We start from the raw sequence: 25,275 nt of genomic DNA on the forward strand, positions 1-25,275 counted from the left end.
GTCGGCGCTCAGGCCGGCTTCCTGAAGAACAGGCGCACTGACACTTCATGTTCGATGAAGAGGGTGCTGACCAGTTCCCATCCCTGCGTGCTCATCTTGTCCAGCTCCTGCTGGATGCGGTCGGTGAGCTTGCCGGCGAACATCTTGTAGGGAACCTCGACGACCTTGTGGCTCCAGCGGTGGTTCATGGCGATTCCTTCCTGGTGTTGGTGGACGCATCGCCCTTCGGCAACCGTCCGGACTTGCGCAATGCATCGCGCAGCACGTATTCGATCTGGGCATTGAGTGAGCGCAGTTCGTCGTCCGCCCAACGCTGCGCCGCGGCCAGGACCTCGGCATTGATGCGCAGCGGATAGGCCTTCTTGTCCTGCTTCTCGCTCACGGATTGTTCCTGTTGCGGCGCAGTTGCAGCAGCATCGACACGATCAGTGCATTCACCAGCACGACCATCGCGATCACGATGCCATGCACCCGCCCATCGTCGTTGCCGGCCCAGTACACGCCCACGGCGCCGGCCTGGATCGCCAGTCCCACCAGCACCCAGTGCAGGGCCATGCCGCGCGAGCGGGTATCGGGTTCGCGGCTCATCCATGCGCCGATCAACAGGGCGGGCAGACCGGAGGCGGCAAGGATCAGCGGGACGAGGGCGTGCATGCGCGTACGCCCGCGTCAGTAGATGGAGCCGGTGTTGACGATGGGCTGGGTGCCGCGCTCGCCGCACAGGACGACCAGCAGGTTACTGACCATCTGCGCCTTGCGCTCCTCGTCCAGCTTCACCACGTCGTTCTTCTGCAGTTCGGCCAGCGCCATCTCCACCATGCCCACCGCGCCGGCGACGATGCGGGTGCGGGCGGCGATCACCGCGTTGGCCTGCTGGCGCTGCAGCATGGCCTGGGCGATTTCAGGCGCGTAGGCGAGGTGGCTGATGCGCGCTTCGATCACGTCGACGCCGGCCTTGCCAAGACGCTCGGCGATCTGCTCCTGCAGGTGCTGCGAGATCTCCTGCGGATGGCTGCGCAGCGCGATCTGGCCATCTTCGTGCTGGTCGTAGGGATAGCTGGAGGCCATCGCGCGCAGCGCGGATTCGGACTGGATGTGCACGAAGCTCTCGTAGTCGTCGACGTTGAATACGGCTTCGGCCGAGTCGACGACCTGCCACACGATCACGGCGGCGATCTCGATAGGGCTGCCATCCAGCTCGTTGACCTTCAGTCGGCTGCTTTCGAAGTTGCGGATGCGCAGCGAGATCTTGCGCTTGGTGAAGAAGGGGTTGTTCCAGCGCAGGCCGTTGTCCTTCACCGTGCCGACGTACTTGCCGAACAGGCTGAGTACGGCGGACTGGTTGGGCTCCAGCTTGTACAGCCCGGCCATGATGAAGATGGCGGTGGCGCCGAGCAGGGCGCCCAGCAGCAGGCCGGCAGGCTGCTTGTTGGCGGCGGCCGTGATGAAGATGGCGGCGGCCCCCAGGGCCAGCAGCAGGACTCCCAACAGGACCGGAATTCCGGGCAGCGACGACTTGGCGTTTTCTCTCATGGCACATCCCCTTGGTAGAGCCTGAAAGATATCAATTTGATATCAGATGTCAACGGCTGCATCCGCCGTCCGTCGGCCCGCCCGGTAAACTGGCGCCCTCTTTCCACGGACCACCGCGCATGACGACCCTCGGCACCCCGCTTACGCCCCACGCCACCCGCGTCCTGCTGCTGGGTTCCGGCGAACTGGGCAAGGAAGTGGCCATCGAGCTGCAGCGACTGGGCGTGGAAGTCATCGCCGCCGACCGCTACGCCGATGCGCCGGCCATGCAGGTGGCCCATCGTTCGCACGTGCTGGACATGCTGGACCCGGCGGCGATCCGCGCGCTGATCGCACGGGAAAAACCCCACCTCGTGGTGCCCGAGATCGAGGCCATCCACACGCAGACGCTGGTGGAACTGGAAGCCGAGGGCGCCGCTCGCGTCATTCCGACCGCGCGGGCCGCACGGCTGACGATGGATCGTGAAGGCATCCGCCGACTGGCCGCGGAAACCCTTGGCTTGCCGACCTCGCCCTACCGGTTCGTCGATACGCTCGATGAGTATCGCGATGCGGTGAAAGCCATCGGCCTGCCCTGCGTGGTGAAGCCGGTGATGTCGTCGTCCGGCAAGGGCCAGAGCACGCTGCGCAACGAAGTGGACATCGACACGGCCTGGGACTATGCCCAGACCGGTGGTCGCGCCGGTGCCGGTCGCTGCATCGTCGAGGGCTTCATCGACTTCGACTACGAGATCACCCTGCTGACCGTGCGCCACGCCGGCGGCACCTCGTTCTGCGACCCCATCGGGCACTGGCAGAAGGACGGCGACTACCGCGAGAGCTGGCAGCCGCAGCCCATGTCGGCGCGCGCGCTGGAACGCGCACAGCAGATCGCCCGCGCGGTGACGGGTGATCTCGGTGGGTGGGGCCTGTTCGGCGTGGAGCTGTTCGTGAAAGGCGATGAGGTGTGGTTCAGCGAGGTCTCGCCGCGGCCGCACGACACCGGACTGGTCACGCTGGTGTCGCAGGAACTCTCGGAGTTCGCACTGCATGCGCGGGCCATCCTGGGCCTGCCGCTCCCGGTGATCCGCCAGAACGGTCCTTCCGCCTCCTGCGCGATGCTGGCCCATGGCCATGGCGTGCCGGTGTTCGGCAACGTGGAAGCTGCGCTGGCCACGCCGGATACTTCACTTCGCCTGTTCGGCAAGCCGCGTGTGGAAGGGCATCGTCGCGTGGGCGTCACGCTGGCGCGCGCGGACAGCATCGACGCGGCACGGACCGTTGCACGCGATGCCGCCGCCGCCATCACCATCGAACTGGAATAAGGCGCCCGCCATGAACGGAAACACCGGCTATGCCGTGTTCTTCTTCCCGCAGGCGCTGGAGGCCCTGGGCGATGCGATCAAGCCCTACCTGACCAACCAGCCCGAAGGCCCGCACATCTTCTGCAGGGAGATCGATACCGGCGGCGCCTTCACCGAAATGACGCTGGTGGGCAAGGACGCCGAAGGCCATGACGTACAGGTGGAACTGATGGTGCCGGGCAGCATGATCCGGATGATCGTCTCGGCGCAGAACGAATCGATATTCGGTTTCGGGCCGCGTGCGGCGGCGGTCGCGTCGTCCACGCCTACAGCGTGAGATCCACCCATACCAGGTGATGGTCGCTGCCATCGGCGACGGCGGCGTCCGGCTGGCCCTGCTTCGGCCAGAACACACCGCTGCCGGTCAACGTGAAGCCGGTGGACGGCAGCACGTAATCCAGTCGCAGCGCGCCGTTGCGACGCCCGAAATCACCGGTGACATGCGCGGGTGCGCCGCGGCGCTGCAAGCCCTTGGCGGCGTAGGCGAGCGCGGTCTCCTCGCCGCCCTCGCTGCGCGGCGTGGGCATGCGCATCACGCGCGGGTGTTCCAAAAGCTCGATGATGGCCTCGTGTTGGCCGTCGCCGTCGGCCGGATCGTTGTTGAGATCGCCCGCGATGACGAAGCGCGCGTCGGCCGCCAGGCCACCGCAGCGGCCCTGGTCGTCGCAGAGCCAGGGCGCATCGCCCGGCGTCAGGTATTCGCGCCACAGCCGGATCTCGTCCGCATTGCGGATGCCGTTGCGGTTCTCCGGTCCGTCGAACACCGGCGGCGTGGGGTGGGAGACGAGGAAATGCATCACGCCGCCCGGCGTGCGCACCGGCACATCCCAGTGCGATTTCGACGACAGCCGCAACTGCTTCCAGGTCGCGTCCGTATAGAACGCCGTGGCCGTGGTCGGATCCGCCGGATTGACGGCGCCAGGCAGCGCGCTCCAGCGCAGCAACTGGAACGTACGCACCTGGGCCTCGTCGATCGGGAAACGCGACAGCACCAGCATGCCGTACTGGCCGGGGTGCAGTCCGTAACCCCAGGCATCGTTGCCGCGCTCGCGTCCCACGCCGCCAACGCTGCCGTTGCGGTCCAGGTCCAGCCCACTGGACACGCCGGTATTGACCGGCGCGAGGTATCGGTACGGATATCGAAGCGGTTCGCCGCCGCTGGGCTGGGCGACTTCGAGGTAGCGCTGCTGGAACAGGTCGGCGGCGCGATGTGCGTCGTCGTAGTCGAATTCGTTGAGCAGCACCAGGTCCGGACGCACCTTCTGCAGCACCGCTGCGATCTTGCGCGCATGCGTGCTGTCGCCTTCCAGTTGCCGGATCACGCCACCTGCGTCATCGGAGAACAGTGACGTGTTGTAGGTCGCCACGCGCATCGCCACGGCCTGCCGGGCGGCAGGCTCGCCTGGCTTCTTGGGTGAGTGGCAGGCAGTGAGCGTCATCGTCAGCAGCAGGAAAAGGGTGCGCATGCGTGGATTCTGTCATGCCGCTGTGACAGGCGTAAAAAAAACGCCCCGGAAGACCGGGGCGCCGCAGGCCAGCGACGAGGTCGGCCCGGTACAACGTCAGAACGAGCAGCCCATCGCCGCGTACGCGGTCTTGGCCTGGTCCATCGCGGTCTTGCACTGTGCGGCCAGCGCCGTCTTGTCGGCGACGGCGGACCAGCTGGCCTTCGACTGTTCGATGCCCTGCTTCATCATGTCGCGCTGCGCTTCCGGCACCTTGTCGCTGATGCAGGCGTAGACCTTCTCCAGGTACTGGTCGCATTCCGCAACGCCGGTACCGGCATCGACCGTGTCGGACGTCGGGGCGGGCGCGGTGGTGGCGTCCGCTGCGGCAGTGGTGTCTTCGACTACCGGAGCGTCCGCAGTGGATGCTGTGTCGTCGGCAGGCTTGCAGGCGGCCAGCGACAGGGTGGCGAGTGCCGCGAGGGCGAGGATGTTGAACTTCATGCAGGCTCCGGAGCGTTGTGTGGATGTATCAGCGCCGATCCGCGCAGAGGCGTCGGCGAGCGGATTCTGTGGCATCCGTCACGTTCTGGCTATTCACATTTGCATCTCACATTCATCGCCGCCGAGGAGCTGCGACGGGCTACATGCGATCACGCACCCAGCCGCGACCATCGAAGCATTCGAGCGGCTGGAAACGCCGCTTGTAGTCCATCTTGCGATGGCCATCTATCCAGTAACCCAGGTACAGGTGCTTGTAACCATCGCGGCGCGCCCATTCGATCTGTCGCAGGATGGCGAGCGTGCCCAGGCTGCGGGCTTCCAGCGCGGGGTCGTAGAAGGTGTAGACCGCCGACAGCGCGCCCGGAATGACATCCGTCACCGCCACTGCCAGCAATTGACCGTCCTCGCGCAACTCCACGAAGCGGCCACGCGACCAACTGCCCACCAGGAACTGATCGAACTCCGTCGCCCCGTGGTCGTCCATGCCGCCCAGGGGATGGCGGGCGGCAAGATAACGCCGGTAGAGCGCCAGGTGTTCTTCGCCACGCAGTGCGGCGACGATCCGCGTTTCCACGCGCGCGTTGCGTCTCGCGCAGCGGCGCTGGCTGCGGTCCGGGGCGAAGTCGTCCACCGGGATCCGCACCGCCACGCATGCACGGCATTGCCGGCAATGCGGGCGGTAGACGATATCGCCCGAGCGACGGAAGCCCCAGCCCAGCGCATCGGGGTACAGCTGCGGCAGGCGTGGGTCGCGCGGATCCAGCACCAGGTCGCGCGCGACGCGGTCGGGCCAGTAGCCGCAGGGATGCTCGCCGGTATGGAACAGGCGCAGGTCGTCGATAGGCTGGTTGTTCTCGCCCACGTCATCCTCCCCAGCGTGCCGCGAGTGGCCAGAACGCAAGGCCCGCCACTGCGCCCACCAGCGCGCCTGCGAGGAGATCGCGAGGTGTGTGGCGTTCCAGCGCAAGACGCGACCATGCGATGGCGATGGCGAACACCAGCGCGACGACCATCCACACCGTCCCCACCTTGTGCAGCAGGAGTGCGGCGAACACAACGAACGCGAGATGCAGGGACAGCTTGCACCAGCGCGCCATGAGCATGGCCGCCAGGATCATGAAGGCCGACAACGCCAACCCGAGTGCAAGCAGCGGCAGCGTACCGCGCCATGCGACCAGCACGGCGCCGGCCGCCAGCGCGGCCAGCAGGAAGCGATTCAAGGTGCTGCGCTCATGCCGCGCGCTGGCGTCCACGTGTCCCCAGCGGCCACGACGGACCTGCCACCACGAGAAGCCCATCACCAGCGCGGCGAATGCGCCGAAACCCAGTGCCGACCACACCGCCGTACGGCGATCTCCCCGCGCCAGCGCGATGGCGAGCACCGCCATCGGCAGCACCAGCATCGGGTGGCCGAAGATGGAGAGGGCGCGGGCGAGTGGGGCAGGCATGCGGTCAGCATACTGCGGCGCCGGTGTCGCGTGGATCGCGACCGTCCGCCGGCTGAACACGGCCGTCGGCACGTCAACGGGGGCGACAGCGGCGCGTTTTCGGTGTCAGTGGCGCAACCGGCGCCGCGTCTCCAGGAGAACATGATGAACCGCAAGACCCTGCTTTTCGTGGCCGTGCTGGCCGCCCTTGGCGCCGGCTCCGCGCTGGCCGCCACACAGGCTGGCGACGCGCAGAAGCCGGCGCGTGCGAGTCTGGACAGGAATGCCGATGGTGCCATCGACAAGGCCGAAGCGGCCGCGCATCCACGCCTGGCCGAGCGTTTCGCCGATCTGGACAAGAACGGCGATGGCAAGCTGACTGCCGACGAACGCCCGCAGCACAAGGGCGCGCGCGGACATGGTCGTCACGGTGGATCGCGTCACGGCGACGGTTTCAGGAAGCTGGATACCGATGGCGACGGCAAGGTCAGCCGTGCCGAAGCCGCGGCGCAGCCGCGTTTCGCCGAACGCTTCGACACGATGGATGCGAACCGGGATGGCGTGATCGATCGCGCCGACCGTGAGGCGCGCGGCAAGCAACGTCGCGACGAGTGGTTCGCCAAGGCCGATGCCGACAAGGACGGCAAGCTGACCCGTGCGGAGATCGACCAGGCGGACGTGCAACGCCGCGCCGAGTTCCAGCAGCGCATGCAGGCCCGCATGGATGAGCGTTTCGCCACGGCGGACAAGAACAAGGATGGCCGCCTGTCGCGCGATGAAGTGAAGGACAACAGCCGCCTGGCCGGTCGTTTCGATGCGCTGGACAGCAACAAGGATGGCGTCCTGTCCCGGGAAGAACTGGCCGCCGGCAAGCCGTCCCGACGCTGAGCAACACGTGCGCACCCGGGTCTCCGGGTGCGCACGGGCCGGGTCGTCAGAAAGAAAGGCGGCCCGACACCACCAATCCGGCGAACACGCCCGCGCTCGCGAGTCCGACGGCAAGCACCAGACTCCAGAGCCGCCAGAAGCGCTGGCGTTCCATTTGCCGGCGCATGCCTTCCGGGTCGCGCATCGCGTCGCGCGCCTGCCGCCGCTTCAGGATGCGCGGCAACCAGAGGGCGCTGGCCCAGCAGATGCCGCCCATGTAGACCAGCGTCAGCCCCATGTGCGGTATCCATCCGCGCACCTGTGTCAGTACGACGATGCCCACGACGAACGCGATGATCAGTACGGTGCAGAACACGCCGTAACGCACCAGATCCCGCCGTTCGCGTGCGTCCAGCGGATCCTTCAGCGGTTCGCGGATGCCGAACCACACCGCACTGATGCCGATGAGCGTTCCCAGTGCGGCCACGCCTGCCGTTCCTCCCAATCGCCAGGGCGTCCATCGTGTCTCCATTCTTCCGGGTCATGCAGGCACGACGACCGGCGCCCCGATGTGTGACCCACCCTGGCCTGGCCGGGTGCTACAGCGTCAGTCGCCCGCTGTTGACGAGCGCATACAGGATGGCGCCGATGGCGAGTGCGCTGGTCAGTGCCACGGCCTTCCTGCCGATCACGTAGTCGTAACCCCGCCGCCGTTGCGTGTTGGCTGGATGGGCGAGGATCGGGTCCATGATCCGGGGTAGGGTGACCAGGTACTGGTAGTTGATCACGCACATGCCCGCCAGCGTGACCAGGCCGATCGCCACCCAGCCGGTCGCGATGACCGTCGCCAGCATGAGACAGAACAGCCACACCGAGCCGGAGGTCGCATTGAGGGCCATGAAGCGGCGTACCTGCTGGCGTTCCTGCGCGGTCTGGCAGAAGCGCGCGAGATACCACCAGGTGAAGGCATAGCCGACCAGGCCACCGATCACGCCGCCCAGGACACCGCCGAGGGCGGCCGGGTGCTGGGTGATCTGTTCGAAGATCACGCCCAGCGAGCCGCCGGCCACGCCGCCGGTGACGCCGCCCGTGGTCAGGCCGCCGGTGCCCAGCTTGCCCACCAGTCCGGTGCCGAGCACGCCGGAGCCGATGACCGTCGCCGCGCTTGCCGCTGGCATTGCGCCGACCAGGCCGCCCAACACGATCATGGTGAAGGCTGCGCCGGGCGCCGTGGTGCGCGCGAAGTCGCTGAAGCGCTTCAGCAATTCTTCGCGTACGCAGGCGCGGGCGCGCGACAGGCGCTTGCGCACGGCGGCGTCGCTGAGTCCCAGCAGCTCGGCGACCTGTTGTGAACTCTGGCCTTCGCGATAGAACAGCAGCAGCGCCTCGCGGCTGTCTTCGGGCAGGGACGAAATGATGTCGTTCGCGACGACTTCCTCTTCCGTCTGCAGCAACCGTTCGGCTGGCGTGGGGTCGGGATCGGCCGCCATGCCGATCGCGATCTCGGCCACTTCGCCCGACATGGGGCGGCCGTGCTGCGCACGCAGCCAGTCGCGGGCCAGGTTGCGGGTGATCTGGCGCAGCCAGGGCAGGAAACTGGCGGTGTTCTTGAGCTTGTCGAGCTGCTGCCAGGCCTTGAGGAAGGCTTCCTGTGCGATGTCTTCACTCGCCTGCACGTCGCGGGTGATCGCCAACGCAATCGCGGTGACGGTGTTCTGGCACGCGTTGACGATACGGCCGTAGGCGTCGTGGCTGCCGCGCGCGGCGGCGGGCAGCTCGGTCTGCAGCATCAGGTCGAGGGCAAGGGCATTCATCGGGTCGGGGTCATCGGGTGGCCTGATGACCCTGACGGGCCGGGAGGGCGGATGTGACCGCAACCGGCACGGCAGGTGGCAGGCTCAACCGCCGCTGACGGGCTGGATGCGGATACGGTCTTCTTCCGGGACTTCATCCGCCGGTGCGGGCGCGGGTGTTTCCTGTGGTTGCGGCACAGGTGCGGACGCAGGCACGGGGCGCCGCATCCACATCACGGCCGCAGCCAGGGCGATCAGCGCCAGCAGGATCAGACGGATGCGCCAGGCCCACGACCGCTGCGGCGTGGCGTCCGTTTCCTGGTCGGTGCGGAACGTCAGCGTGGGCCCTTGGCCCGGGCGCGTGGTTTCCAGCAGGCCCGCTTCGCGCAGCAGGGCGCGGGCGCGGGGCTGGTCCTCGGCATGGCGGACCCAAAGCGCGGGTTGAAGCTGTGCCTTCACCGGTTCGGTATAGCTGAACTGTCCGCCGCGCTTGCTGTGGTAGGAGCGGCCGTTGCTGATGAAGACGGGAATGCCCGCCTCGGTCAGCATCTTGGCCACGCCTTCGACGGTTTCGATGCGCTGGCTGGAAAAGACTTGCCGCATGCGTGTGTCCTCAGTCCTTTGCCGGCACGGGCGAGGCCGCTTCAGCGTCCGGCACTACGCGGATCAGGCCTTCCTGCGCCGTGCTGGCGACCAGCCGGCCCTGGCGATCGAAGATCTGCCCGCGCGCCAGTCCGCGCGAACCGCTCGCGCTGGGGCTGTCGATCGAATACAGCAGCCAGTCGTCCGCGCGGAATGGGCGGTGGAACCACAGCGCATGATCCAGCGACGCCATCTGCACGTTCGGCTGGTAGTAGCTGATCCCATGCGGATACGTCGCGGTGCCCAGCAGTTGGAAATCGGAGGCGTAGGCGAGCAGGGCGCGATGCAGTTCGGGCGAGTCGCCGACCGGCTCGCTCAGTCGGAACCAGACCTGCTGGAACGGCGGGCGCTTGGGCGGATTCAGTTCATCGCGGGGGTAGACATGGCGGAACTCGAACGGGCCGCGCCGCGACATCCAGCGCTGCACCTTCGGCGGCAGGGTGGCCATCACCTCGGCGGGCACCGGCGGGGCGGTGGCGATGTCCTCCGGCTGCGGGACTTCCGGCATCGACAGTTGATGTTCCGCGCCGTCTTCCCCGGCCTGGAACGAGGCCGCGCAGAAGAAGATCACGCGGCCGTGCTGGATCGCGGTGACGCGGCGGACCGAGAAGCTGCCGCCGTCGCGCGTGCGGTCCACTTCGTAGACGATCGGCGCCTCGATGTTGCCGGCGCGCAGGAAGTAGGCATGCAGCGAATGCGCGCGGCGTTCGCCGCTGCTGCCATCCACGGTGGCCTGTGCGGCCGACAGCGCCTGGCCCAGCACTTGGCCGCCGAAGACGTACTTGGTGCCGATGTCGCGGCTCTGGCCGCGGAACAGGTTGTCTTCCAGCCGCTCCAGCGACAGCAGCTCGATCAGTTCGGAGACGACGGGTTCGGGAGCAGGGGGCAAGGGCGGCGCCTATGGCAAAGACCGGCAAATTATAGCGATCACCCTGTAGGAGGGGCTTCAGCCCCGATGCCTTGTCGCCGGGTGCAGACGAAAGCGAAAGCGTCGGGGCTGAAGCCCCTCCTACACTGCATGGGGCTTCAGGCGCTCCAGCGGGATGGCACGCAGCACGGCATCCCACGGGAACAGCGGGCCTGGATCCATCTTGCGCGGCACGGTGATGGTGGGGTCGTCGCTGGCGGGTTCGCGCGCGGTGTCCAGATCCTCATGGCCGGCGATATAACGCAGCGAAGGCAACTCCTGTCGCAGGTGGTCCAGCAGCGTGGTCAGCGCATCGATCTGTGCGTCGGTATAGGGCTCTTCCATCTTCTGGCTGCCGACGGTCAGCCAGTCCGGGTAGCGGCCGGTGTTCACCAGTTCGATGCCGACCGAGCGCGGGTTGCAGCCACGCACATGGTGGGCGATGCGTTCCGGCCGTACGTAGACGTGCACGCTGCCGTCCCGGTCGATGTAGTAATGGCCGCTGTTGCCGGTGCCGGAGGCGTGCAGGATGCGTTCGCCGTAGTGCCGCGCCATCGCCAGGTCGGGCAGTTCCGTGCAGTGGATGACGACCAGGTCGATCTGCTGCAGCGGGCGGGCCTCCAGCTTGTCCTCGTACGGCAGCGGGTCCAGTCGGGGGGCGAAGTCGGGCAGGTCGGTGCTCATGCCTGGATGCTAGCAGGCGGGGCGGGGAACAGGCCGGTCCGGTAAACTGGCGGCCTTTCCGCAGCGCCGGTTCCCCATGCCGCTCAACCCCGAATCCCCGCTGGCCAAGCTCATGGCCACCCTGCCGCGTGCCGGCCAGGTGGAATGGATCGGCCTGCGGCCGGCACGCGATGAGGTCATGGTCGCCACCGAGGCCGTCGAAGCCGTCACCGGCGGCGGGCTGGTCGGGGACCGTTACAAGGGCGGCAGCGGCAAGCGCGGCATCACCCTGATCCAGGCCGAGCACCTGCCGGTGATCGCGGCGCTGGCACAGCGCAATGACCTGCAGGCGGCGCTGCTTCGCCGCAACGTGGTGGTGTCGGGCATTCCACTGGTCGCATTGAAGGAGCGCCGCTTCCGCATCGGCACCGCCGTGTTCGAGGGCACCGAGGAATGCGACCCCTGCTCGCGCATGGAAGACGCACTGGGTCCCGGTGGCTACAACGCGATGCGCGGCCACGGGGGCCTGTGCGCGCGCATCGTCGAAGGCGGCGCGTTCCGCATCGGTGACGCGGTGGAAGCGCTCTGATGCGCGGCCACTGCATCCTGTCGCACGGCTTCGAGAGCGGCCCCGACGCCACCAAGGTCACTGCGCTGGCGGACGTCGCCGAACGCCTGGGATGGAGCCACGAACGTCCCGATTACACCGACCTCGACGCGCGGCGCGATGTCAGTTCGCTGGGCGATGTGGTCGCACGGCTGGAGCGCCTGCGCGGCCTGGCGCACGCGGCGGCAGCGCGCGGTCCCGTGGTGCTGGCGGGTTCCAGTCTCGGCGCCTACATCGCGGGCCGCATCTCGCTGGAGGTGCCGGTGCGCGGGCTGTTCCTGATGGCGCCGCCGATCACGATGGGTCCGCTGCCGGCGCTGGATGCCGCCGCGGTACCGGTTTCGGTCATCCACGGTTGGGATGACGAACTGATCCCGGCGCAGGCGGTTGTCGACTGGGCTTTCCGACGTCGCGCGCGTCTGCTGCTGCTGAACGACGGGCATCGCCTGTCCGATCATGTCGCCGTGTCCGCAGAGGCCTTCGGGCAGTTGCTGACCGGGCTTTGAATTTCCCTGCCATCATTCCGGCCCAAGCCGGGCTTTCAGCCGCTGAATGGCGGGTCATCCATGTTGATCCTGCTTCTGCTCCGGAATGCTTGCGCGGAGCAAGATGGGTCCCAGCGTTCGCTGGGACGACGATCCTGTTTATCGAGGTTGCATCGTGAAATTTTTCGTTTCCTGCGCCAAGGGCCTGGAATACCTGCTTGCCGATGAATTGATCGCGCTCGGCGTGCCCAAGGCCACCGCCACGGTCGCTGGCGTCAATGCGGAGGGCGAGCCCGTGGACGCGCAGCGCGCCGTGCTGTGGTCGCGCCTGGCCAGTCGCGTGCTGTGGCCGATCGCCGAGTTCGAGTGCCTCGACGAGCAGGCGCTGTATGACGGCGTGATGGCGATCGCGTGGGAGCAGCACACACGGCCTGAGCTGACGCTGGCGGTGGATGCGCATGTCTCTGGCGAAGCCATCACTCATGCGCGTTATGCCGCGCAGCGCGTCAAGGATGCCGTGGTCGACCGCCTGCGCCAGCAGGGGCTGGAACGGCCCTCGGTGGACGTGGAACAGCCCGACGTGCGCATCAACCTGTCGCTGCGCAAGGGGCGCGCGACGATCTCCATCGATCTGGGCGGTGGGCCGATGCATCGCCGCGGCTGGCGACAGGCGCAGAACGAGGCGCCGTTGAAGGAAAACCTCGCGGCCGCCGTGCTGATGCGCGGCGGCTGGCCCGCGCTGTACCACGAAGGCGGCGCACTGCTGGACCCGATGTGCGGCAGCGGCACGCTGCTGATCGAGGGTGCGCTGATGGCCGCCGACGTCGCGCCTGGCCTGCAACGGCACGGCAACGTGTTGCCGTCGCGCTGGCTCGGCTTCGACGTAGCGTCATGGCGGGCATTGTTCGCCGAGGCGGTACAGCGCGAAACGGAAGGACGCAAGGCGCTGCGTCCGGCGTTCTTCGGCAGCGATATCGACCTGGGGTCGATCCGCGCCGCACGGGACAATGCGGTGCTCGCGGGCCTGGCCGGCCAGTTGCAGTTCGAGGCGTGCGACATGGCGCAATTGCCCGTGCGCGAAGAACCTCGGGGCCTGGTGGTCTGCAATCCGCCCTACGACGAACGCCTCGCTGCCGACGCCGACCTTTACCGCGCGCTGGGTGATGCCCTGCAGAGGTCGGTACCGCAGTGGCGGGCCAGCCTGCTGTGCGGCAACGCCGACCTCGGTTACGCCACCGGCCTGCGCGCCGGCAAGAAATACCAACTGTTCAATGGCGCCATCGAGTGCGCGCTGATCGTCTGCGACCCGGTCGCGGCGCCCGCGCGCGAACCGCGTGAAGCGAAGCCGCTGTCGGAGGGCGCCCAGATGGTCGCCAACCGCCTGCGCAAGAACCTGAAGAAGTTCAAGAGCTGGCGCGCGCGCGAAAATGTCACCTGCTACCGCGCCTATGACGCCGACCTGCCCGAGTACGCGGCGGCCATCGACGTCTACGTGGAGGAAGGCGGACAGGGCCGCACCTTCCTGCACGTGCAGGAATACGCCGCACCTGCCACCATCCCCGAGCATGACGTGCGCCGCCGCTTCAGCGAGCTGCTGGCGGCCACGCGCGAGGTGTTCGGCGTGCCGCAGGAGCAGATCGCGGTGAAGTCGCGCGAACGCGGCAAGGGCGGCGCCAAGTACGGCCGCATGCAGCAGCGGGACGAGTTCATCGTGGTGCGCGAGTCGGGTGCGCTGCTGAGGGTCAACCTGTTCGATTACCTCGACACCGGCCTGTTCCTCGACCATCGCCCGCTGCGATGGCGCATGGCGCAGGAAGCGCGCGGCAAGCGGTTCCTCAACCTGTTCTGCTACACCGGCGTGGCCAGCGTGCAGGCGGCGGTGGCGGGCGCAGCGAGTACGACCAGCGTGGACCTGTCGGCCACCTACCTGCAGTGGTGCGCGGACAACCTGGCGGAGAACGGCCTGGGTGGCGCGAAGCACCGCCTGGTGCAGGCCGATGCCGTGCGCTGGCTGGAAGCCGAGCAGGCCGAGTACGACCTGGTCTTCTGCGATCCGCCGACGTTCTCGAACTCCGCGCGCGCCGACGATTTCGATGTGCAGAAGGAGCATGTCCGCCTGCTGCGTGCGGCAGTCGCCCGGCTGGCGCCGGGCGGGGTACTTTACTTCAGCAACAACTTCCGCCGCTTCAAGCTGGACGAGGCCGCGGTGGCCGAGTTCGCGCGCTGCGAGGACATCAGCGCGAAGACCATCCCGCCGGATTTCGAGCGCAACGCCCGCATCCACCGCGCGTGGCGGCTGACGCGGGCGTAAGCGGCCTCAACCGACGATGAGGACGAAGTCGCCGCGCTGGGACGCCATCGACAGGGCCAGCGTGCTGCGGCTGGAAGCCAGGTCGGCGGCGGAGAGTGCCGTGCTCGGGGGATGCGCGCGGTAGCTGGCGTCCTCGGCAAGGGTGTCGCGGACCACATAGCCCATCAGCACGTTGACCAGTTCGCCGAGCGCATCGATGGCGAGTTCTTCGTCGCATTCCGCCGGCGGGATCGACAGCAGCGAACAGGCCATGGCCCGGGCGGTCGCGCGGCTGCAGCCCACGCCCACGAGCAGGGATTGGGACCCGGCGTCGATGCGCACGTGCGCGGTGACGTCGCAGGCCTCCAGCGCGGCATCGTCCGCGATGCCCGATGCCTGGCACTGGCTGCCCGCCAGGCGCGGGAACAGACGATTGCAGACCCGGATGGTGCTGGTGGCCATGTCGGCCAGCGCGTGGCCGGCAATGCCAAGCGCCAGCGCATGGTTGGCCTCGTCGAGGTCGCGACGATGCGCGACCAGTTCTGCGTCGAGCACTTCCGCGCTCACCGCGCCCTGTTCGACCAGGATCTGGCCGAACAGCTTGCGGCCCTTTTTCTGCGCGGTCAGCAGCACATCGAGCTGCCCGGCATCCAGCAGCCCCATCTCCAGCGCGATGTCGCCGAAGCGACGGTCTTCGGCGCGCTGGCGCTCGTTGATGCGGCGGGCCTGCGCGGCATCCAGCATGCGATGGTGGACGGCAAGCTCGCCGAGCAGGGGATTGGACGCACGCTGCGCATCGAGCGCGGCGAGGAGTTGTGCGGAGGTGATGGTGCCGCGTTCCAGCAGGAACTGGCCCAGGAATTTCGCTGCCATGATGTCGTCTCGTGCGGAGGTGAAGGAAGGACGTGCGTGGCGGTCAGGCGACCGCTTCGTGCAGCACGCGATCCATCACTTCGGGATCGATGGGCTTCTGGAGGTACGACTTCGCGCCCAGCTTCAGACACTCCTCGATGTCGCTCTGTGCCCCGAGCGAGCTGAGGATCACCACCCGCGCATCCGGGTCCTGCGCCAGGATCCGGCCCAGCGCCTGCTTGCCGTCGCATTCGGGCATTACCAGGTCCATCAACACCACGTCGGGCTTCAGTGCCAGGTATTGGCTGACGGCTTCAAGGCCGTTGCCGGCTTCGCCCACCACATGGAAGCCGCAGTCGTCGAGCTGGCGCGCCGCCAGCATGCGCAGTGCGCGCGAATCATCGCAAAGCAGAACCGTCGGACGTGACGTCATTTCAAGGATCCCCCTGTGGATCGTGCAGGCCGCGCGCGGATGCGACGCGGGGCGACATGTAGGCGGTATCGGCCGGTCCGGGGAGTTCTTGAGAGGAGCGGGCGTCAGGGGGATGCGCCGGTCGCCAGCGTTTCCTCGATACGACTGAACGCGGAATGCGCGCCAGCCGGCGAAGCACCGGCATCCGTCGCGAAATACACCACGCCGGTGCCCGCGCGCAGGTCCACCCACAGCCCCGACCGCAGGCCATAGGCGTCGCCGGAATGACCCACGCGGGCAACCCCGTCGCCGAATGGATCGTCGCCGCAGCCGTCCACGGGGGTGGCCAGCGTCTGCACGGCGAGGCCGTAGCGGCAGAAGAACGCCTGGTTCCGCCCGTCGCCGGTATCTTCTTCGTGCGTCACGCCGTTGCCGCCGTCGAAGGTCCACTGCGGCGCCACCATTGCGTCGACGCTGGCGGGCATGAGCAGGCGCACGCCGTCGATCTCGCCATGGTTCAGCAGCAGCCGGCCGATCCTCGCCAGCCCGTAGGCGGAAATGCGCAGGCCGCCCTGTGGCGAGAACAACGCACCGTTCTCACCGGGCTTCCAGCGCGTGAGGTCGCAGTCGGCGCCTTCGGCGGTGACGACGGCGCAAGCCGGCTTCCCTGCGAGGTTGTCGTCGCGGACCACGTGTCCGTCGCGGTAGAGGACCACTGCACGCATGGCGGTGGCGTCGTCGCAGGCCGCCCAGTTGAAGCAGGCATCGAGCTCCAGCGGCGCCAGCACCAGCCGCTGCATCAGGCGGTCGAATCGCTCGCCGGTGGCGCTCTCCATCGCCATCGCCACCAGCGGGAAGTTGAGGTTGGTGTAGCGGAAGTGCGCACCCGGCGCATGCGCGTCGTCCCATGCCTTCGGATCATCGAGGATCGTCTTCAGCGTTTCGCCCAGCGGCGTGGCGTAGTAGCCGGCGGCGTCGGTGAGGCTGGACTGGTGGGACAGCAGCAGGCGCAGGGTGATCTTCGTTCCGGGAAAGCGCGGATGGCGCAGTGGCCAGCCGAGGTACGTGGATACGTCGGCATCCAGGTCCAGCGTACCGGCCTCCACCAGGCGCATCACGCCGATCGCGGTGACCAGCTTGGAGATGGACGCAACCCGCACGGGGTCGTCGGCGGTGACGTTGCGGCCGGTGGCGAGGTCGGCTTTGCCTTCGACATGCGTAGCGACGATGCCATCGCGGTCGAAAGCGACGCGGACCTGCGAGACGGGTTCCGCAGCCGAGGCGGCCACGGCGGCGCCGAGGCAGGAGAGCGACAGGATGAGGCGACGTAACAACATGGGCCAGTACCGTGTTGGGACCGGCCCCGACTTTACTTCATCGTCGGCATCACGAACTCGGCCGCATGCGTGTCCGGCCAGCGGGCGGTGATCGTCTTCAAGCGCGTATAGAAACGCACACCGTCCGGGCCGTGCACGTGCAGGGGGCCGAAGATCGAGCGCTTCCAGCCGCCGAAGCTGTGGAAGGCCATTGGCACGGGAATGGGCACGTTGATGCCGACCATGCCGGCCTGCACGCGATGGGCGAACTCGCGCGCTGCGCCGCCGTCGCGGGTGAAGATGGCGGTGCCGTTGCCGTACTCGTGTTCGTTGACCAGCTGCAGCGCGGCATCGAGGTCGGGCACGCGCATGACGCAGAGCACGGGGCCGAAGATCTCCTCGCGGTAGATCGTCATGTCCGGGGTGATGCGGTCGAACAGGCAGCCACCGAGGAAGAAGCCGTCGGCATGGCCGTCGACCACGTGGGCGCGCCCATCGACGACCAGCGTCGCACCTTCGGCCACGCCGGCATCGACGTAGCCGCGTACCTTGTCGCGGTGCGCAGCGGTGACCAGCGGGCCCATTTCCGGATCCTGGCAGCCCGGGCCGATCTTCAGCGCGGCGACCTTGGGCGCAAGCGCCGCCACCAGCGCGTCCGCGGTGGCGTCGCCCACGCAGACCGCCACCGAGATTGCCATGCAGCGCTCGCCAGCCGAACCGTAGCCAGCGCCCAGCAGCGCCGAGACGGCGCCGTCCAGATCGGCATCCGGCAGCACGACCATATGGTTCTTCGCTCCGCCCAGCGCCTGCACGCGCTTGCCGTGGGCACTGCCGCGCGCGTAGATGTATTCGGCGATGGGTGTGGAACCGACGAAACTCAGCGCCTGCACGCGCGGTTCGTCGAGCAGCGCGTCCACGGCCACCTTGTCGCCGTGCACGACATTGAACACGCCATCGGGCAGGCCGGCCTGCTTCAGCAGGTCGGCCATGAACAGCGCCGCGGAGGGATCGCGTTCGGACGGCTTCAGCACGAAGGTGTTGCCGCAGGCCAGCGCCACCGGGAACATCCACAACGGCACCATCGCGGGGAAATTGAACGGCGTGATGCCGGCGACGACGCCCAGCGGCGCGTACTCGCTCCACGAATCGACATCGCGGCCGACGTTCATCGAGTGCTCGCCCTTGAGCAGGTGCGGGATGCCGCAGGCGAACTCCACCACCTCCAGCCCGCGCGTCACTTCGCCGCGCGCGTCGGACAGCACCTTGCCGTGTTCGGACGTGATGATCTTCGCCAGGTCGCCGGCGTGCGTTTCCAGCAGTTCCTTGAAGCGGAACATCACGCGTGCGCGATTCAGTGGCGTGGTGGCTGCCCATGCGGGGAAGGCGGCGGATGCGGCATCCACGGCCTGCTTCACGTCATCGCCCGATGCCAGGGGAACGCGTGCGGTGACGGTGGCGGTGGCGGGGTCGTAGACGTCGCCGAAACGGTCGCCCTTGCCGGCGACCTTGTGTCCGTTGATGAAGTGAGAGAGCGCTTCGGCCATGGCGGACTACCTGGTGGAATCCCTCGCCCCGCGTGCGGGGAGAGGGTGCCCGGAGGGCGGGTGAGGGGCGACGGAGCCCTTGTCTTTAATCGTGGCGCGGTGTTTCGAGTGTTGCTTTTTCCAGTCGCTCGATAGCGTCGTCAACGCCGAGGCGGTAATGGCTCCGGCATGCCCCTCATCCGCCTTCGGCACCTTCTCCCCGCTTGCGCGGGGAGAAGGAACAGCGAGTTACGCCAGCGCTTCGCGCGCCGGCACGTACGCGTAACCCAGATCGTCGGCGACCGCCTTGTAGGTGATCTTGCCGGCGTGCACGTTCAGGCCGTTGAGCAGGTGCTCGTCGTCCAGCATGGCCTGCTTCGCGCCCTTGTTGGCCAGCTGCACGGCGAAGGGCAGGGTGGCGTTGGTCAGCGCGAACGTGGACGTCCGGGCGACGCCGCCCGGCATGTTGGCCACGCAGTAGTGGATGATGCCGTCCACTTCGTAGGTCGGGTTCTGGTGGGTAGTGGCCTTCGAGGTCTCGAAGCAGCCGCCCTGGTCGATCGCCACGTCCACCAGCACCGAGCCGGGACGCATCAGCTTCAGCTGGTCGCGCGAGACCAGCTTGGGTGCGGCGGCGCCGGGGATCAGCACCGCGCCGATCACCAGGTCGGTGTCGGGCAGTCGCTCTTCGATGGCGTCGCGGGTGGAATAGATGGTGGTCAGCTGATGGCCGTACAGCTCGTCCAGGTACTTCAGGCGGTCGAGCGAGCGGTCCAGGATGGTGACGTGCGCGTTCATGCCCATCGCCATGCGCGCGGCGTTGATGCCGACCACGCCGCCACCGATCACCAGCACTTCGGCCGGCTTCACGCCGGGCACGCCGCCCAGCAGCACGCCGGAACCGCCCTGCGCCTTCTCCAGCGCGTGCGCGCCGGCCTGGATCGACATGCGGCCGGCCACTTCCGACATCGGCGCGAGCAGCGGCAGGCCGCCCTTGCGGTCGGTGACGGTTTCATAGGCGATGCAGGTGGCGCCGGAGGCGACCAGCGCCTTGGTCTGTTCCGGATCGGGCGCGAGGTGCAGGTAGGTGTAGAGCACCTGGCCGGGGCGCAGCATGGCGCATTCGTTCGACTGCGGCTCCTTGACCTTGATGATCATGTCGGCACGGGCAAAGATCTCTTCGGCCGTATCGATGATCTGCGCACCGGCCTTGACGTACTGCTCGTCGGTCAGGCCGATGGCCTTGCCGCCGTCGCGCTGCACGATGACCTGATGGCCATTCGAGACCAGTTCGCGCGCACCGGCCGGGGTTAGGCCGATGCGGTATTCGTGGTTCTTTATTTCCTTGGGGACGCCAATCAGCATGTTGCTCTCCAGTAGCGGGAAGGGGCTTCGCGCGTGGGGAGCGCTGGTGCCATTGGTCCGTAATTTTACGCGGTTGCCCGTATGGTGTCCGCCAGGACATCCACGATCCGGTCGATGTGGTGCTTTTCCACGATCAGCGGGGGCGACAGGGCGATGACGTCGCCGGTCACGCGGGTCAACAGGTGGCCTTCGTGGAAGGCGCGCGCGAACACGTCGTAGGCCCGGGTGCCGGGTGCGCCCGCGCGCGGGGCCAGTTCGATGGCGCCGACCAGGCCGATGTTGCGGATGTCGATGATGTTCGGCAGGCCCTTCAGCGAATGCAGCGCTTCCTGCCAGTAGTCGCCCAGGCTGAGCGCCTTGTCGAACAGGTTTTCCTCTTCGTAAGTGTCCAGCGTGGCGAGCGCAGCGGCGCAGGCCAGCGGGTGCCCGGAGTAGGTGTAGCCATGGAACATGTCGATGGCGTTGTCGGGGCCGCTCATGAAGGCGTCGAACATGCGGTCCGACACGAAGGTCGCACCCATCGGCACGCAGCCGTTGGTGATGCCCTTGGCGGCGGTGATCATGTCCGGCGTCACGCCGAAGCGCTGCGCGCCGAAGGCATGGCCGACACGGCCGAAGCCGGTGATCACTTCATCGAAGATCAGCAGGATGCCGTGCTTGTCGCAGATCTCGCGCAGGCGTTGCAGGTAGCCCTGCGGCGGAATGACCACGCCGGCCGAACCGGAGATCGGTTCGACGATGACCGCCGCGATGGTGGAGGCGTCGTACAACGCGATCTGGCGTTCCAGGTCCTCGGCCAGCTCGATGCCGTGCGGCGGCAAGCCCTTCGAGAAGGCATTGCGCGAGATGTCCAGCGTGTGGCGGATGTGCGAGACCGCCGGCAGGCCGGGGCCGAACCACTTGCGGTTGTTCGGCAGGCCGCCCACCGACATGCCGCCGAAGCCGACGCCGTGATAGCCCTTTTCGCGGCCGATGAAACGCGTGCGCTGGCCTTCGCCGCGTACACGGTGGTAGGCCAGGGCGATCTTCAACGCACTGTCCACGGCTTCCGAACCGGAGTTGCTGAAGAACACCTTGTTGAGGTCGCCCGGCGCCAACGCGGCGAGGCGTTCGGCCAGCTTGAACGGCAGCGGCGAGCTCATGGAGAAGTTGGGTGCGAAGTCCAGCGTACCGATCTGCTGTTTCACCGCCTCGACGATGCGCGGCCGGGAATGGCCGGCGTTGCAGCACCACAGGCCGGCCGTGGCATCCAGCACCTCGTTGCCGTCGACATCGCGGTAGTACATGCCGGAGGCGCTGGCGAGCAGGCGCGGCTTGGCCTTGAACTGCTTGTTGGCCGTGAACGGCATCCAGAAATGGTCGAGCGAGGCAGGTGCCTCAAGGTTCTGGCGGGCGTAATGGTCGGCCAGGGCAGCGGAGGTGTCGTCGGCGCTCATCGCGGCTCCAAAGGGGGGCGGGGCGGATGGGCGAAGCTTAGCGCGTTGAAAAAACTTTACAACCGACGATAGGCATAGACCTGTCCTTGCAGGAGGGGCTTCAGCCGCGACGCTTGTGCTCGAAAGGCGTCGGGGCTGAAGCCCCTCCTACAAATGGGGGTCCGGGGCTTTCCAACAGGGCTGCCCAGGGGTGTAAAGTATCCCGCAACACTTTCCGCTTTCCTGTCAGGGTGGTGATGGACATCGGCGCACGCCTGCAACTGGTCCGCAAATCCAAAGGCCTCAGCCAGCGCGAGCTGGCCAAGCGCGTGGGCGTCACCAACAGCACCATCTCGCTTATCGAGCAGAACAAGGTCAGTCCCTCGGTCAGCTCGCTGAAGAAGGTGCTGGACGGCATTCCGATCTCGCTGGCCGACTTCTTCACGCTGGACCTGGAGAAGGGCCTGCCCGACAGCCCGTTCTATGTGGCCGACGAGTTGCCGGACGTCGGCAGCAACGGTATCCACTACTTCCTCGTCGGGCAGCACCGCCCGCAGCGCCAGATGTGCATTCTGCGCGAAGTGATGCCGCCGGGCAGCGACACCGGCGACAGCATGCTGGCGCACGACGGCGAGGAGGGCGGCGTGGTGATCGCCGGCGAAGTGGAGGTCACCGTAGGCGAGCAGATCCGCGTATTGAAGGCCGGCGAGGGCTACTACTTCGAAAGCCGCACGCCGCACCGTTTCCGCAATGTCGGTGAAGAAGATGCGGTGATCGTCAGCGCGAATACGCCGGCGACGTTCTGAACGATTTGAGCCCCTCTCCGTCGGGAGAGGGGTTGGGGTGAGGGTACGGTGAAGCCAGCGCAGTTCCGGCATCCCGGACCCCGCCGCACCCTCATCCGGCGCTTCGCGCCACCTTCTCCCGGTGGGAGAAGGGAACACAGCCAGGAGCTTCCATGAGCAACCCCCGCACGCAACAGGACTGGCAAGCGATGGCCGCCGGCTTGTCGATCCGCACGCAGGCCTTCATCGACGGCAAGTACGTCGATGCCGCCTCGGGCAAGACCTTCGACTGCATCAGCCCGATCGATGGGCGCGTACTGGGCCGGGTCGCCGATGGGCAGGAAGAGGACATCAACCGCGCGGTCGCCGCTGCGCGACGCAGCTTCGATGCAGGCGCGTGGTCCAACGCGCGACCGGCGCATCGCAAGAAAGTGCTGCTCAAGTTCACCCAGTTGATCGAACAGCATGCGGACGAACTGGCGCTGCTGGAATCGCTCGACATGGGCAAGCCGGTCAGCGACGCGCGCAGCGTCGATATTGCCGCCACCATCCGCTGCATGGGCTGGACCGCCGAAGCGCTGGACAAGGTCTATGGCGAAGTCGCCGCGACGGGGCCGGACGAACTCGGCTTGGTGACGCGCGAACCGCTGGGCGTGGTCGGTGCGATCGTGCCGTGGAATTTCCCGCTGCTGATGGCGTCGTGGAAGCTCGCCCCGGCGCTGGCGATGGGCAATTCCATCGTGCTGAAGCCCTCGGAGAAATCGCCGCTCACTGCGATCCGCCTGGCCGAACTCGCCATCGAGGCCGGCATTCCGGCCGGTGTGCTCAACGTGGTGCCGGGGTTCGGCAAGACCGCAGGCGAGCCGCTGGCGCTGCACATGGACGTGGACGGGCTGGTGTTCACCGGGTCTACCGCCGTTGGCAAGCGGCTGCTGCAGTGCGCAGGCCTGTCGAACATGAAGCGTGCCTACATGGAGTGCGGCGGCAAGAGCCCGAACATCGTCTTCGCCGACGCGCATGACCTGGACGTGGCCGCGAAGGCGGCTGCCAGCGGCATCTTCTACAACCAGGGCGAAGTCTGTACCGCAGCCTCGCGCCTGCTGGTGGAGCGGTCGATCAAGGAGGAATTCGTTGCCCGCGTGGTCGAGGCCGGCAAGGCGATGCGCCCGCGCCATCCGCTCGATCCTGGTGCGCCGATGGGCGCGATGGTCGACGAAGGACAAACGCAGCGCGTGCTCGATTACATCGAGAAGGGCAAGGCCGAAGGTGCCCGGCTTGCGCTGGGTGGCCAGCGCGCCGACGTGGAAGCGGGCGGCTGCTATCTCGAGCCCACGATCTTCGACAACGTGGCGCACGACCACACGATCAGCCGTGAGGAGATCTTCGGTCCGGTGCTGTCGGTGATCGCGTTCGACAGCGAGGAAGAAGCGTTGCGCATGGCCAACGACAGCGAGTACGGGTTGGCGGCTGGTGTGTGGACGCGCGACATCAGCCGCGCGCATCGCGTGGCGCGCAGGCTGCGTGCCGGCAGCGTGTGGGTGAACTACTGGGACGGCGGCGACATGACCGCACCGTTCGGCGGTTACAAGCAGTCCGGCAACGGCCGCGACAAGTCGCTGCATGCCTTCGACAAGTACACGGAGATCAAGGCGACGTGGATCAATCTGGGGAGCTGATCGCCATCTCTCCCTCTTGCTGCATCGCGGGGCCGCGCTGTTCCTTCTCCCCGCGAGGCGGGGAGAGGGAAGTCCCACTGAGCACCGCCGCTTGTGGTTCTGCCAGAATCGCCCCGACCCACCCATCGGCCCGTCCATGACCGCCACCGCCGCAGCCTCCACGCCCACCAACTCCCCCGGCCGCGTGCTGTTCGCCAGCCTGATCGGCACCACCATCGAGTTCTTCGATTTCTACATCTACGCGACGGCAGCGGTGCTGGTGTTCCCGCATCTGTTCTTCCCGCAGGGCGACCCCACCACCGCGACGCTGCAGTCGTTCGCAACGTTCGCGCTGGCGTTCATCGCGCGGCCGGTGGGGTCGGCGCTGTTCGGCCACTTCGGCGACCGCATCGGCCGCAAAGCGACGCTGGTGGCGGCGCTGCTGACGATGGGCATCTCGACGGTGCTGATCGGACTGCTGCCCACCTATGCCCAGGTCGGCATCGTGGCGCCGCTGCTGCTGGCGCTGTGCCGGTTGGGGCAGGGCATCGGCCTGGGCGGTGAGTGGGGCGGTGCGGTGCTGCTGGCGACGGAGAATGCGCCGCCCGGCAAGCGCGCGTGGTACGGCATGTTCCCGCAACTCGGCGCGCCTCTGGGTTTCCTGTGTTCGACCGGCATCTTCCTGCTGCTGACCGGAGTGATGAGCGATGCGCAGTTCCTTGCCTGGGGCTGGCGCATCCCGTTCGTCGCCAGCGCGGTGCTGGTGTTCGTCGGCCTGTGGGTCCGGCTCAGCATCACCGAGACGCCCGATTTCCAGAAGGCACTGGACCGCGACGAGCGCGTCAAGGTGCCGATGCTGACGACCGTGCGCGACCATCCGTTCGCACTGGTGACCGGCACCTTCGCGCTGGTGGCGACCTTCGTGCTGTTCTACCTCATGACCGTGTTCGCGCTGAGCTGGGGCACGTCGAAGCTGGGCTACTCGCGCGAGCATTTCCTGATGCTGCAGATGGTCGGCGTGCTGTTCTTCGCGCTGACCATCCCGGTGTCGGCGTTGTACGCCGACCGTTTCGGGCGTCGCAACGCGATGATCGTGGCCACGCTGCTGATCATCGGTTTCGGATTCGTCTTCGCCCCGTTGCTGGAATCCGGCAGTGACCTCGGCGTGCTCGCTTTCCTGGCGCTGGGGCTGGGCGCGATGGGGCTGACCTACGGGCCCTGCGGCACGATCCTGGCGGAGATGTTTCCCACGGCGGTGCGCTATACCGGCGCGTCGTTGGCATTCAACCTGGCGGGCATCCTGGGCGCGTCGCCAGCGCCCTATATCGCCACGCGCCTGGGTGAACGATACGGACTTGCGTCGGTCGGCTGGTATCTGGCGGCGATGGCCGCCATGACGCTTGTGGCGCTGCTGGTCATGCCGCGCCGCCGGTAGATTACCCGCGC

At 67.4% G+C, this 25,275-nt stretch carries 27 protein-coding genes and 2 pseudogenes; 10 read left to right on the top strand and 19 right to left on the bottom strand.

Features of this window, described 5'->3' with window-relative positions:
- Nucleotides 1-8: 8 nt before the first annotated feature.
- The 4 genes from OY559_RS06085 to OY559_RS06100 are packed head-to-tail and all read right to left on the bottom strand — an operon-like array spanning nucleotide 9 to nucleotide 1,533.
- Nucleotides 9-188, bottom strand: coding sequence for a DUF4177 domain-containing protein (locus OY559_RS06085; RefSeq protein ID WP_277729167.1), 180 nt, complete (start codon nucleotides 186-188; stop codon nucleotides 9-11).
- On the bottom strand, nucleotides 185-382 hold the full coding sequence (locus tag OY559_RS06090; protein WP_277729168.1) for a type II toxin-antitoxin system antitoxin: 198 nt from the start codon (nucleotides 380-382) through the stop codon (nucleotides 185-187). The genes OY559_RS06085 and OY559_RS06090 overlap by 4 nt, the downstream gene beginning before the upstream one ends.
- The gene (locus tag OY559_RS06095; RefSeq protein ID WP_277729169.1) at nucleotides 379-654 is read right to left on the bottom strand and encodes a hypothetical protein; all 276 of its coding nucleotides are present in this window, start codon (nucleotides 652-654) and stop codon (nucleotides 379-381) included. Before OY559_RS06095 ends, OY559_RS06090 begins: the two co-directional genes overlap by 4 nt.
- Nucleotides 655-669: 15 nt before the next feature.
- A complete protein-coding gene (locus OY559_RS06100; RefSeq protein ID WP_277729170.1) occupies nucleotides 670-1,533 on the bottom strand; it encodes an SPFH domain-containing protein in 864 nt (287 codons plus the stop codon).
- A gap of 119 nt (nucleotides 1,534-1,652) precedes the next feature.
- Between OY559_RS06100 and purT the strand changes: the two genes are divergently transcribed.
- Entirely contained in the window at nucleotides 1,653-2,837 is a 1,185-nt protein-coding gene (gene purT, locus OY559_RS06105) for a formate-dependent phosphoribosylglycinamide formyltransferase (RefSeq protein ID WP_277729171.1), read from the top strand.
- Nucleotides 2,838-2,847: 10 nt separating this feature from the next.
- Nucleotides 2,848-3,153, top strand: a complete 306-nt coding sequence (locus OY559_RS06110; RefSeq protein ID WP_277729172.1) for a hypothetical protein — start codon at nucleotides 2,848-2,850, stop codon at nucleotides 3,151-3,153.
- On the opposite strand, the gene OY559_RS06115 is transcribed toward OY559_RS06110, so the two are convergent.
- The 4 genes from OY559_RS06115 to OY559_RS06130 form a co-directional block, all read right to left on the bottom strand.
- Nucleotides 3,143-4,315 carry an endonuclease/exonuclease/phosphatase family protein gene (locus OY559_RS06115; protein WP_277729936.1) on the bottom strand — a complete coding sequence of 391 codons (1,173 nt, stop codon included), beginning with the start codon at nucleotides 4,313-4,315 and terminating at the stop codon, nucleotides 3,143-3,145. The genes OY559_RS06110 and OY559_RS06115 overlap by 11 nt on opposite strands.
- A gap of 123 nt (nucleotides 4,316-4,438) precedes the next feature.
- Nucleotides 4,439-4,825, bottom strand: coding sequence for a hypothetical protein (locus OY559_RS06120; protein ID WP_277729173.1), 387 nt, complete (start codon nucleotides 4,823-4,825; stop codon nucleotides 4,439-4,441).
- Between the two features lie 139 nt (nucleotides 4,826-4,964).
- Nucleotides 4,965-5,687, bottom strand: a complete 723-nt coding sequence (locus tag OY559_RS06125) for an arginyltransferase (protein WP_277729174.1) — start codon at nucleotides 5,685-5,687, stop codon at nucleotides 4,965-4,967.
- Nucleotide 5,688: 1 nt separating this feature from the next.
- Complete coding sequence (locus OY559_RS06130; protein WP_277729175.1) at nucleotides 5,689-6,273, bottom strand: phosphatase PAP2 family protein; 585 nt, start codon at nucleotides 6,271-6,273, stop codon at nucleotides 5,689-5,691.
- Between the two features lie 141 nt (nucleotides 6,274-6,414).
- Here OY559_RS06130 and OY559_RS06135 point away from each other — a divergent pair.
- Nucleotides 6,415-6,927, top strand: a pseudogene (locus tag OY559_RS06135) (calcium-binding protein); the annotation flags it as partial.
- A gap of 77 nt (nucleotides 6,928-7,004) precedes the next feature.
- Nucleotides 7,005-7,140 (top strand): annotated as a pseudogene (locus OY559_RS06140) (hypothetical protein); the annotation flags it as partial.
- Nucleotides 7,141-7,186: 46 nt separating this feature from the next.
- Here OY559_RS06140 and OY559_RS06145 read toward each other — a convergent pair.
- The 5 genes from OY559_RS06145 to OY559_RS06165 all read right to left on the bottom strand — a co-directional run bounded on the left by OY559_RS06145 (nucleotide 7,187) and on the right by OY559_RS06165 (nucleotide 11,145).
- The gene (locus OY559_RS06145; RefSeq protein WP_277729176.1) at nucleotides 7,187-7,606 is read right to left on the bottom strand and encodes a hypothetical protein; all 420 of its coding nucleotides are present in this window, start codon (nucleotides 7,604-7,606) and stop codon (nucleotides 7,187-7,189) included.
- A 112-nt stretch (nucleotides 7,607-7,718) separates the two neighbouring features.
- The gene (locus OY559_RS06150) at nucleotides 7,719-8,933 is read right to left on the bottom strand and encodes an RNA polymerase sigma factor (protein ID WP_277729177.1); all 1,215 of its coding nucleotides are present in this window, start codon (nucleotides 8,931-8,933) and stop codon (nucleotides 7,719-7,721) included.
- Nucleotides 8,934-9,017: 84 nt separating this feature from the next.
- Nucleotides 9,018-9,515: a putative signal transducing protein gene (locus tag OY559_RS06155; protein WP_277729178.1), complete on the bottom strand. Its 498-nt coding sequence runs from the start codon at nucleotides 9,513-9,515 to the stop codon at nucleotides 9,018-9,020.
- Between the two features lie 10 nt (nucleotides 9,516-9,525).
- Nucleotides 9,526-10,443, bottom strand: coding sequence for an acyl-CoA thioesterase II (tesB, locus tag OY559_RS06160; protein WP_277729179.1), 918 nt, complete (start codon nucleotides 10,441-10,443; stop codon nucleotides 9,526-9,528).
- Nucleotides 10,444-10,563: 120 nt separating this feature from the next.
- Complete coding sequence (locus OY559_RS06165; protein WP_277729180.1) at nucleotides 10,564-11,145, bottom strand: N-acetylmuramoyl-L-alanine amidase; 582 nt, start codon at nucleotides 11,143-11,145, stop codon at nucleotides 10,564-10,566.
- Nucleotides 11,146-11,221: 76 nt separating this feature from the next.
- On the opposite strand from OY559_RS06165, the gene OY559_RS06170 reads away from it, so the two are divergent.
- The 3 genes from OY559_RS06170 to rlmKL all read left to right on the top strand — a co-directional run bounded on the left by OY559_RS06170 (nucleotide 11,222) and on the right by rlmKL (nucleotide 14,527).
- Nucleotides 11,222-11,713 (top strand): MOSC domain-containing protein, encoded by a 492-nt coding sequence (locus OY559_RS06170; RefSeq protein ID WP_277729181.1) that lies wholly within the window; start codon nucleotides 11,222-11,224, stop codon nucleotides 11,711-11,713.
- Nucleotides 11,710-12,237 carry an alpha/beta fold hydrolase gene (locus OY559_RS06175; RefSeq protein ID WP_277729938.1) on the top strand — a complete coding sequence of 176 codons (528 nt, stop codon included), beginning with the start codon at nucleotides 11,710-11,712 and terminating at the stop codon, nucleotides 12,235-12,237. Before OY559_RS06170 ends, OY559_RS06175 begins: the two co-directional genes overlap by 4 nt.
- Before the next feature lie 154 nt (nucleotides 12,238-12,391).
- On the top strand, nucleotides 12,392-14,527 hold the full coding sequence (gene rlmKL / locus OY559_RS06180) for a bifunctional 23S rRNA (guanine(2069)-N(7))-methyltransferase RlmK/23S rRNA (guanine(2445)-N(2))-methyltransferase RlmL (RefSeq protein ID WP_277729182.1): 2,136 nt from the start codon (nucleotides 12,392-12,394) through the stop codon (nucleotides 14,525-14,527).
- Nucleotides 14,528-14,533: 6 nt separating this feature from the next.
- Here rlmKL and OY559_RS06185 read toward each other — a convergent pair whose 3' ends face one another.
- The 6 genes from OY559_RS06185 to OY559_RS06210 form a co-directional block, all read right to left on the bottom strand.
- A complete protein-coding gene (locus OY559_RS06185; RefSeq protein WP_277729183.1) occupies nucleotides 14,534-15,379 on the bottom strand; it encodes a cyclic di-GMP-binding domain-containing protein, MshE-related in 846 nt (281 codons plus the stop codon).
- Nucleotides 15,380-15,422: 43 nt separating this feature from the next.
- Entirely contained in the window at nucleotides 15,423-15,791 is a 369-nt protein-coding gene (locus OY559_RS06190) for a response regulator (RefSeq protein WP_277729184.1), read from the bottom strand.
- 104 nt (nucleotides 15,792-15,895) lie between these two features.
- Nucleotides 15,896-17,107, bottom strand: coding sequence for a serine hydrolase domain-containing protein (locus OY559_RS06195; protein WP_277729185.1), 1,212 nt, complete (start codon nucleotides 17,105-17,107; stop codon nucleotides 15,896-15,898).
- Nucleotides 17,108-17,139: 32 nt separating this feature from the next.
- A complete protein-coding gene (locus OY559_RS06200) occupies nucleotides 17,140-18,630 on the bottom strand; it encodes a CoA-acylating methylmalonate-semialdehyde dehydrogenase (RefSeq protein WP_277729186.1) in 1,491 nt (496 codons plus the stop codon).
- A 228-nt stretch (nucleotides 18,631-18,858) separates the two neighbouring features.
- The gene (gene ald / locus OY559_RS06205; RefSeq protein WP_277729187.1) at nucleotides 18,859-19,974 is read right to left on the bottom strand and encodes an alanine dehydrogenase; all 1,116 of its coding nucleotides are present in this window, start codon (nucleotides 19,972-19,974) and stop codon (nucleotides 18,859-18,861) included.
- A gap of 65 nt (nucleotides 19,975-20,039) precedes the next feature.
- Complete coding sequence (locus tag OY559_RS06210; RefSeq protein WP_277729188.1) at nucleotides 20,040-21,410, bottom strand: omega-aminotransferase AptA; 1,371 nt, start codon at nucleotides 21,408-21,410, stop codon at nucleotides 20,040-20,042.
- A gap of 236 nt (nucleotides 21,411-21,646) precedes the next feature.
- On the opposite strand from OY559_RS06210, the gene OY559_RS06215 reads away from it, so the two are divergent.
- The 3 genes from OY559_RS06215 to OY559_RS06225 all read left to right on the top strand — a co-directional run bounded on the left by OY559_RS06215 (nucleotide 21,647) and on the right by OY559_RS06225 (nucleotide 25,264).
- Nucleotides 21,647-22,195, top strand: coding sequence for a type II toxin-antitoxin system RelB family anti-toxin (locus tag OY559_RS06215; RefSeq protein WP_277729189.1), 549 nt, complete (start codon nucleotides 21,647-21,649; stop codon nucleotides 22,193-22,195).
- Between the two features lie 152 nt (nucleotides 22,196-22,347).
- Nucleotides 22,348-23,850: an aldehyde dehydrogenase gene (locus tag OY559_RS06220; protein WP_277729190.1), complete on the top strand. Its 1,503-nt coding sequence runs from the start codon at nucleotides 22,348-22,350 to the stop codon at nucleotides 23,848-23,850.
- Nucleotides 23,851-23,986: 136 nt separating this feature from the next.
- On the top strand, nucleotides 23,987-25,264 hold the full coding sequence (locus tag OY559_RS06225; protein WP_277729191.1) for an MFS transporter: 1,278 nt from the start codon (nucleotides 23,987-23,989) through the stop codon (nucleotides 25,262-25,264).
- Nucleotides 25,265-25,275: the final 11 nt, after the last annotated feature.

This window comes from Pseudoxanthomonas sp. SE1 (assembly GCF_029542205.1).
Lineage (GTDB): Bacteria > Pseudomonadota > Gammaproteobacteria > Xanthomonadales > Xanthomonadaceae > Pseudoxanthomonas_A.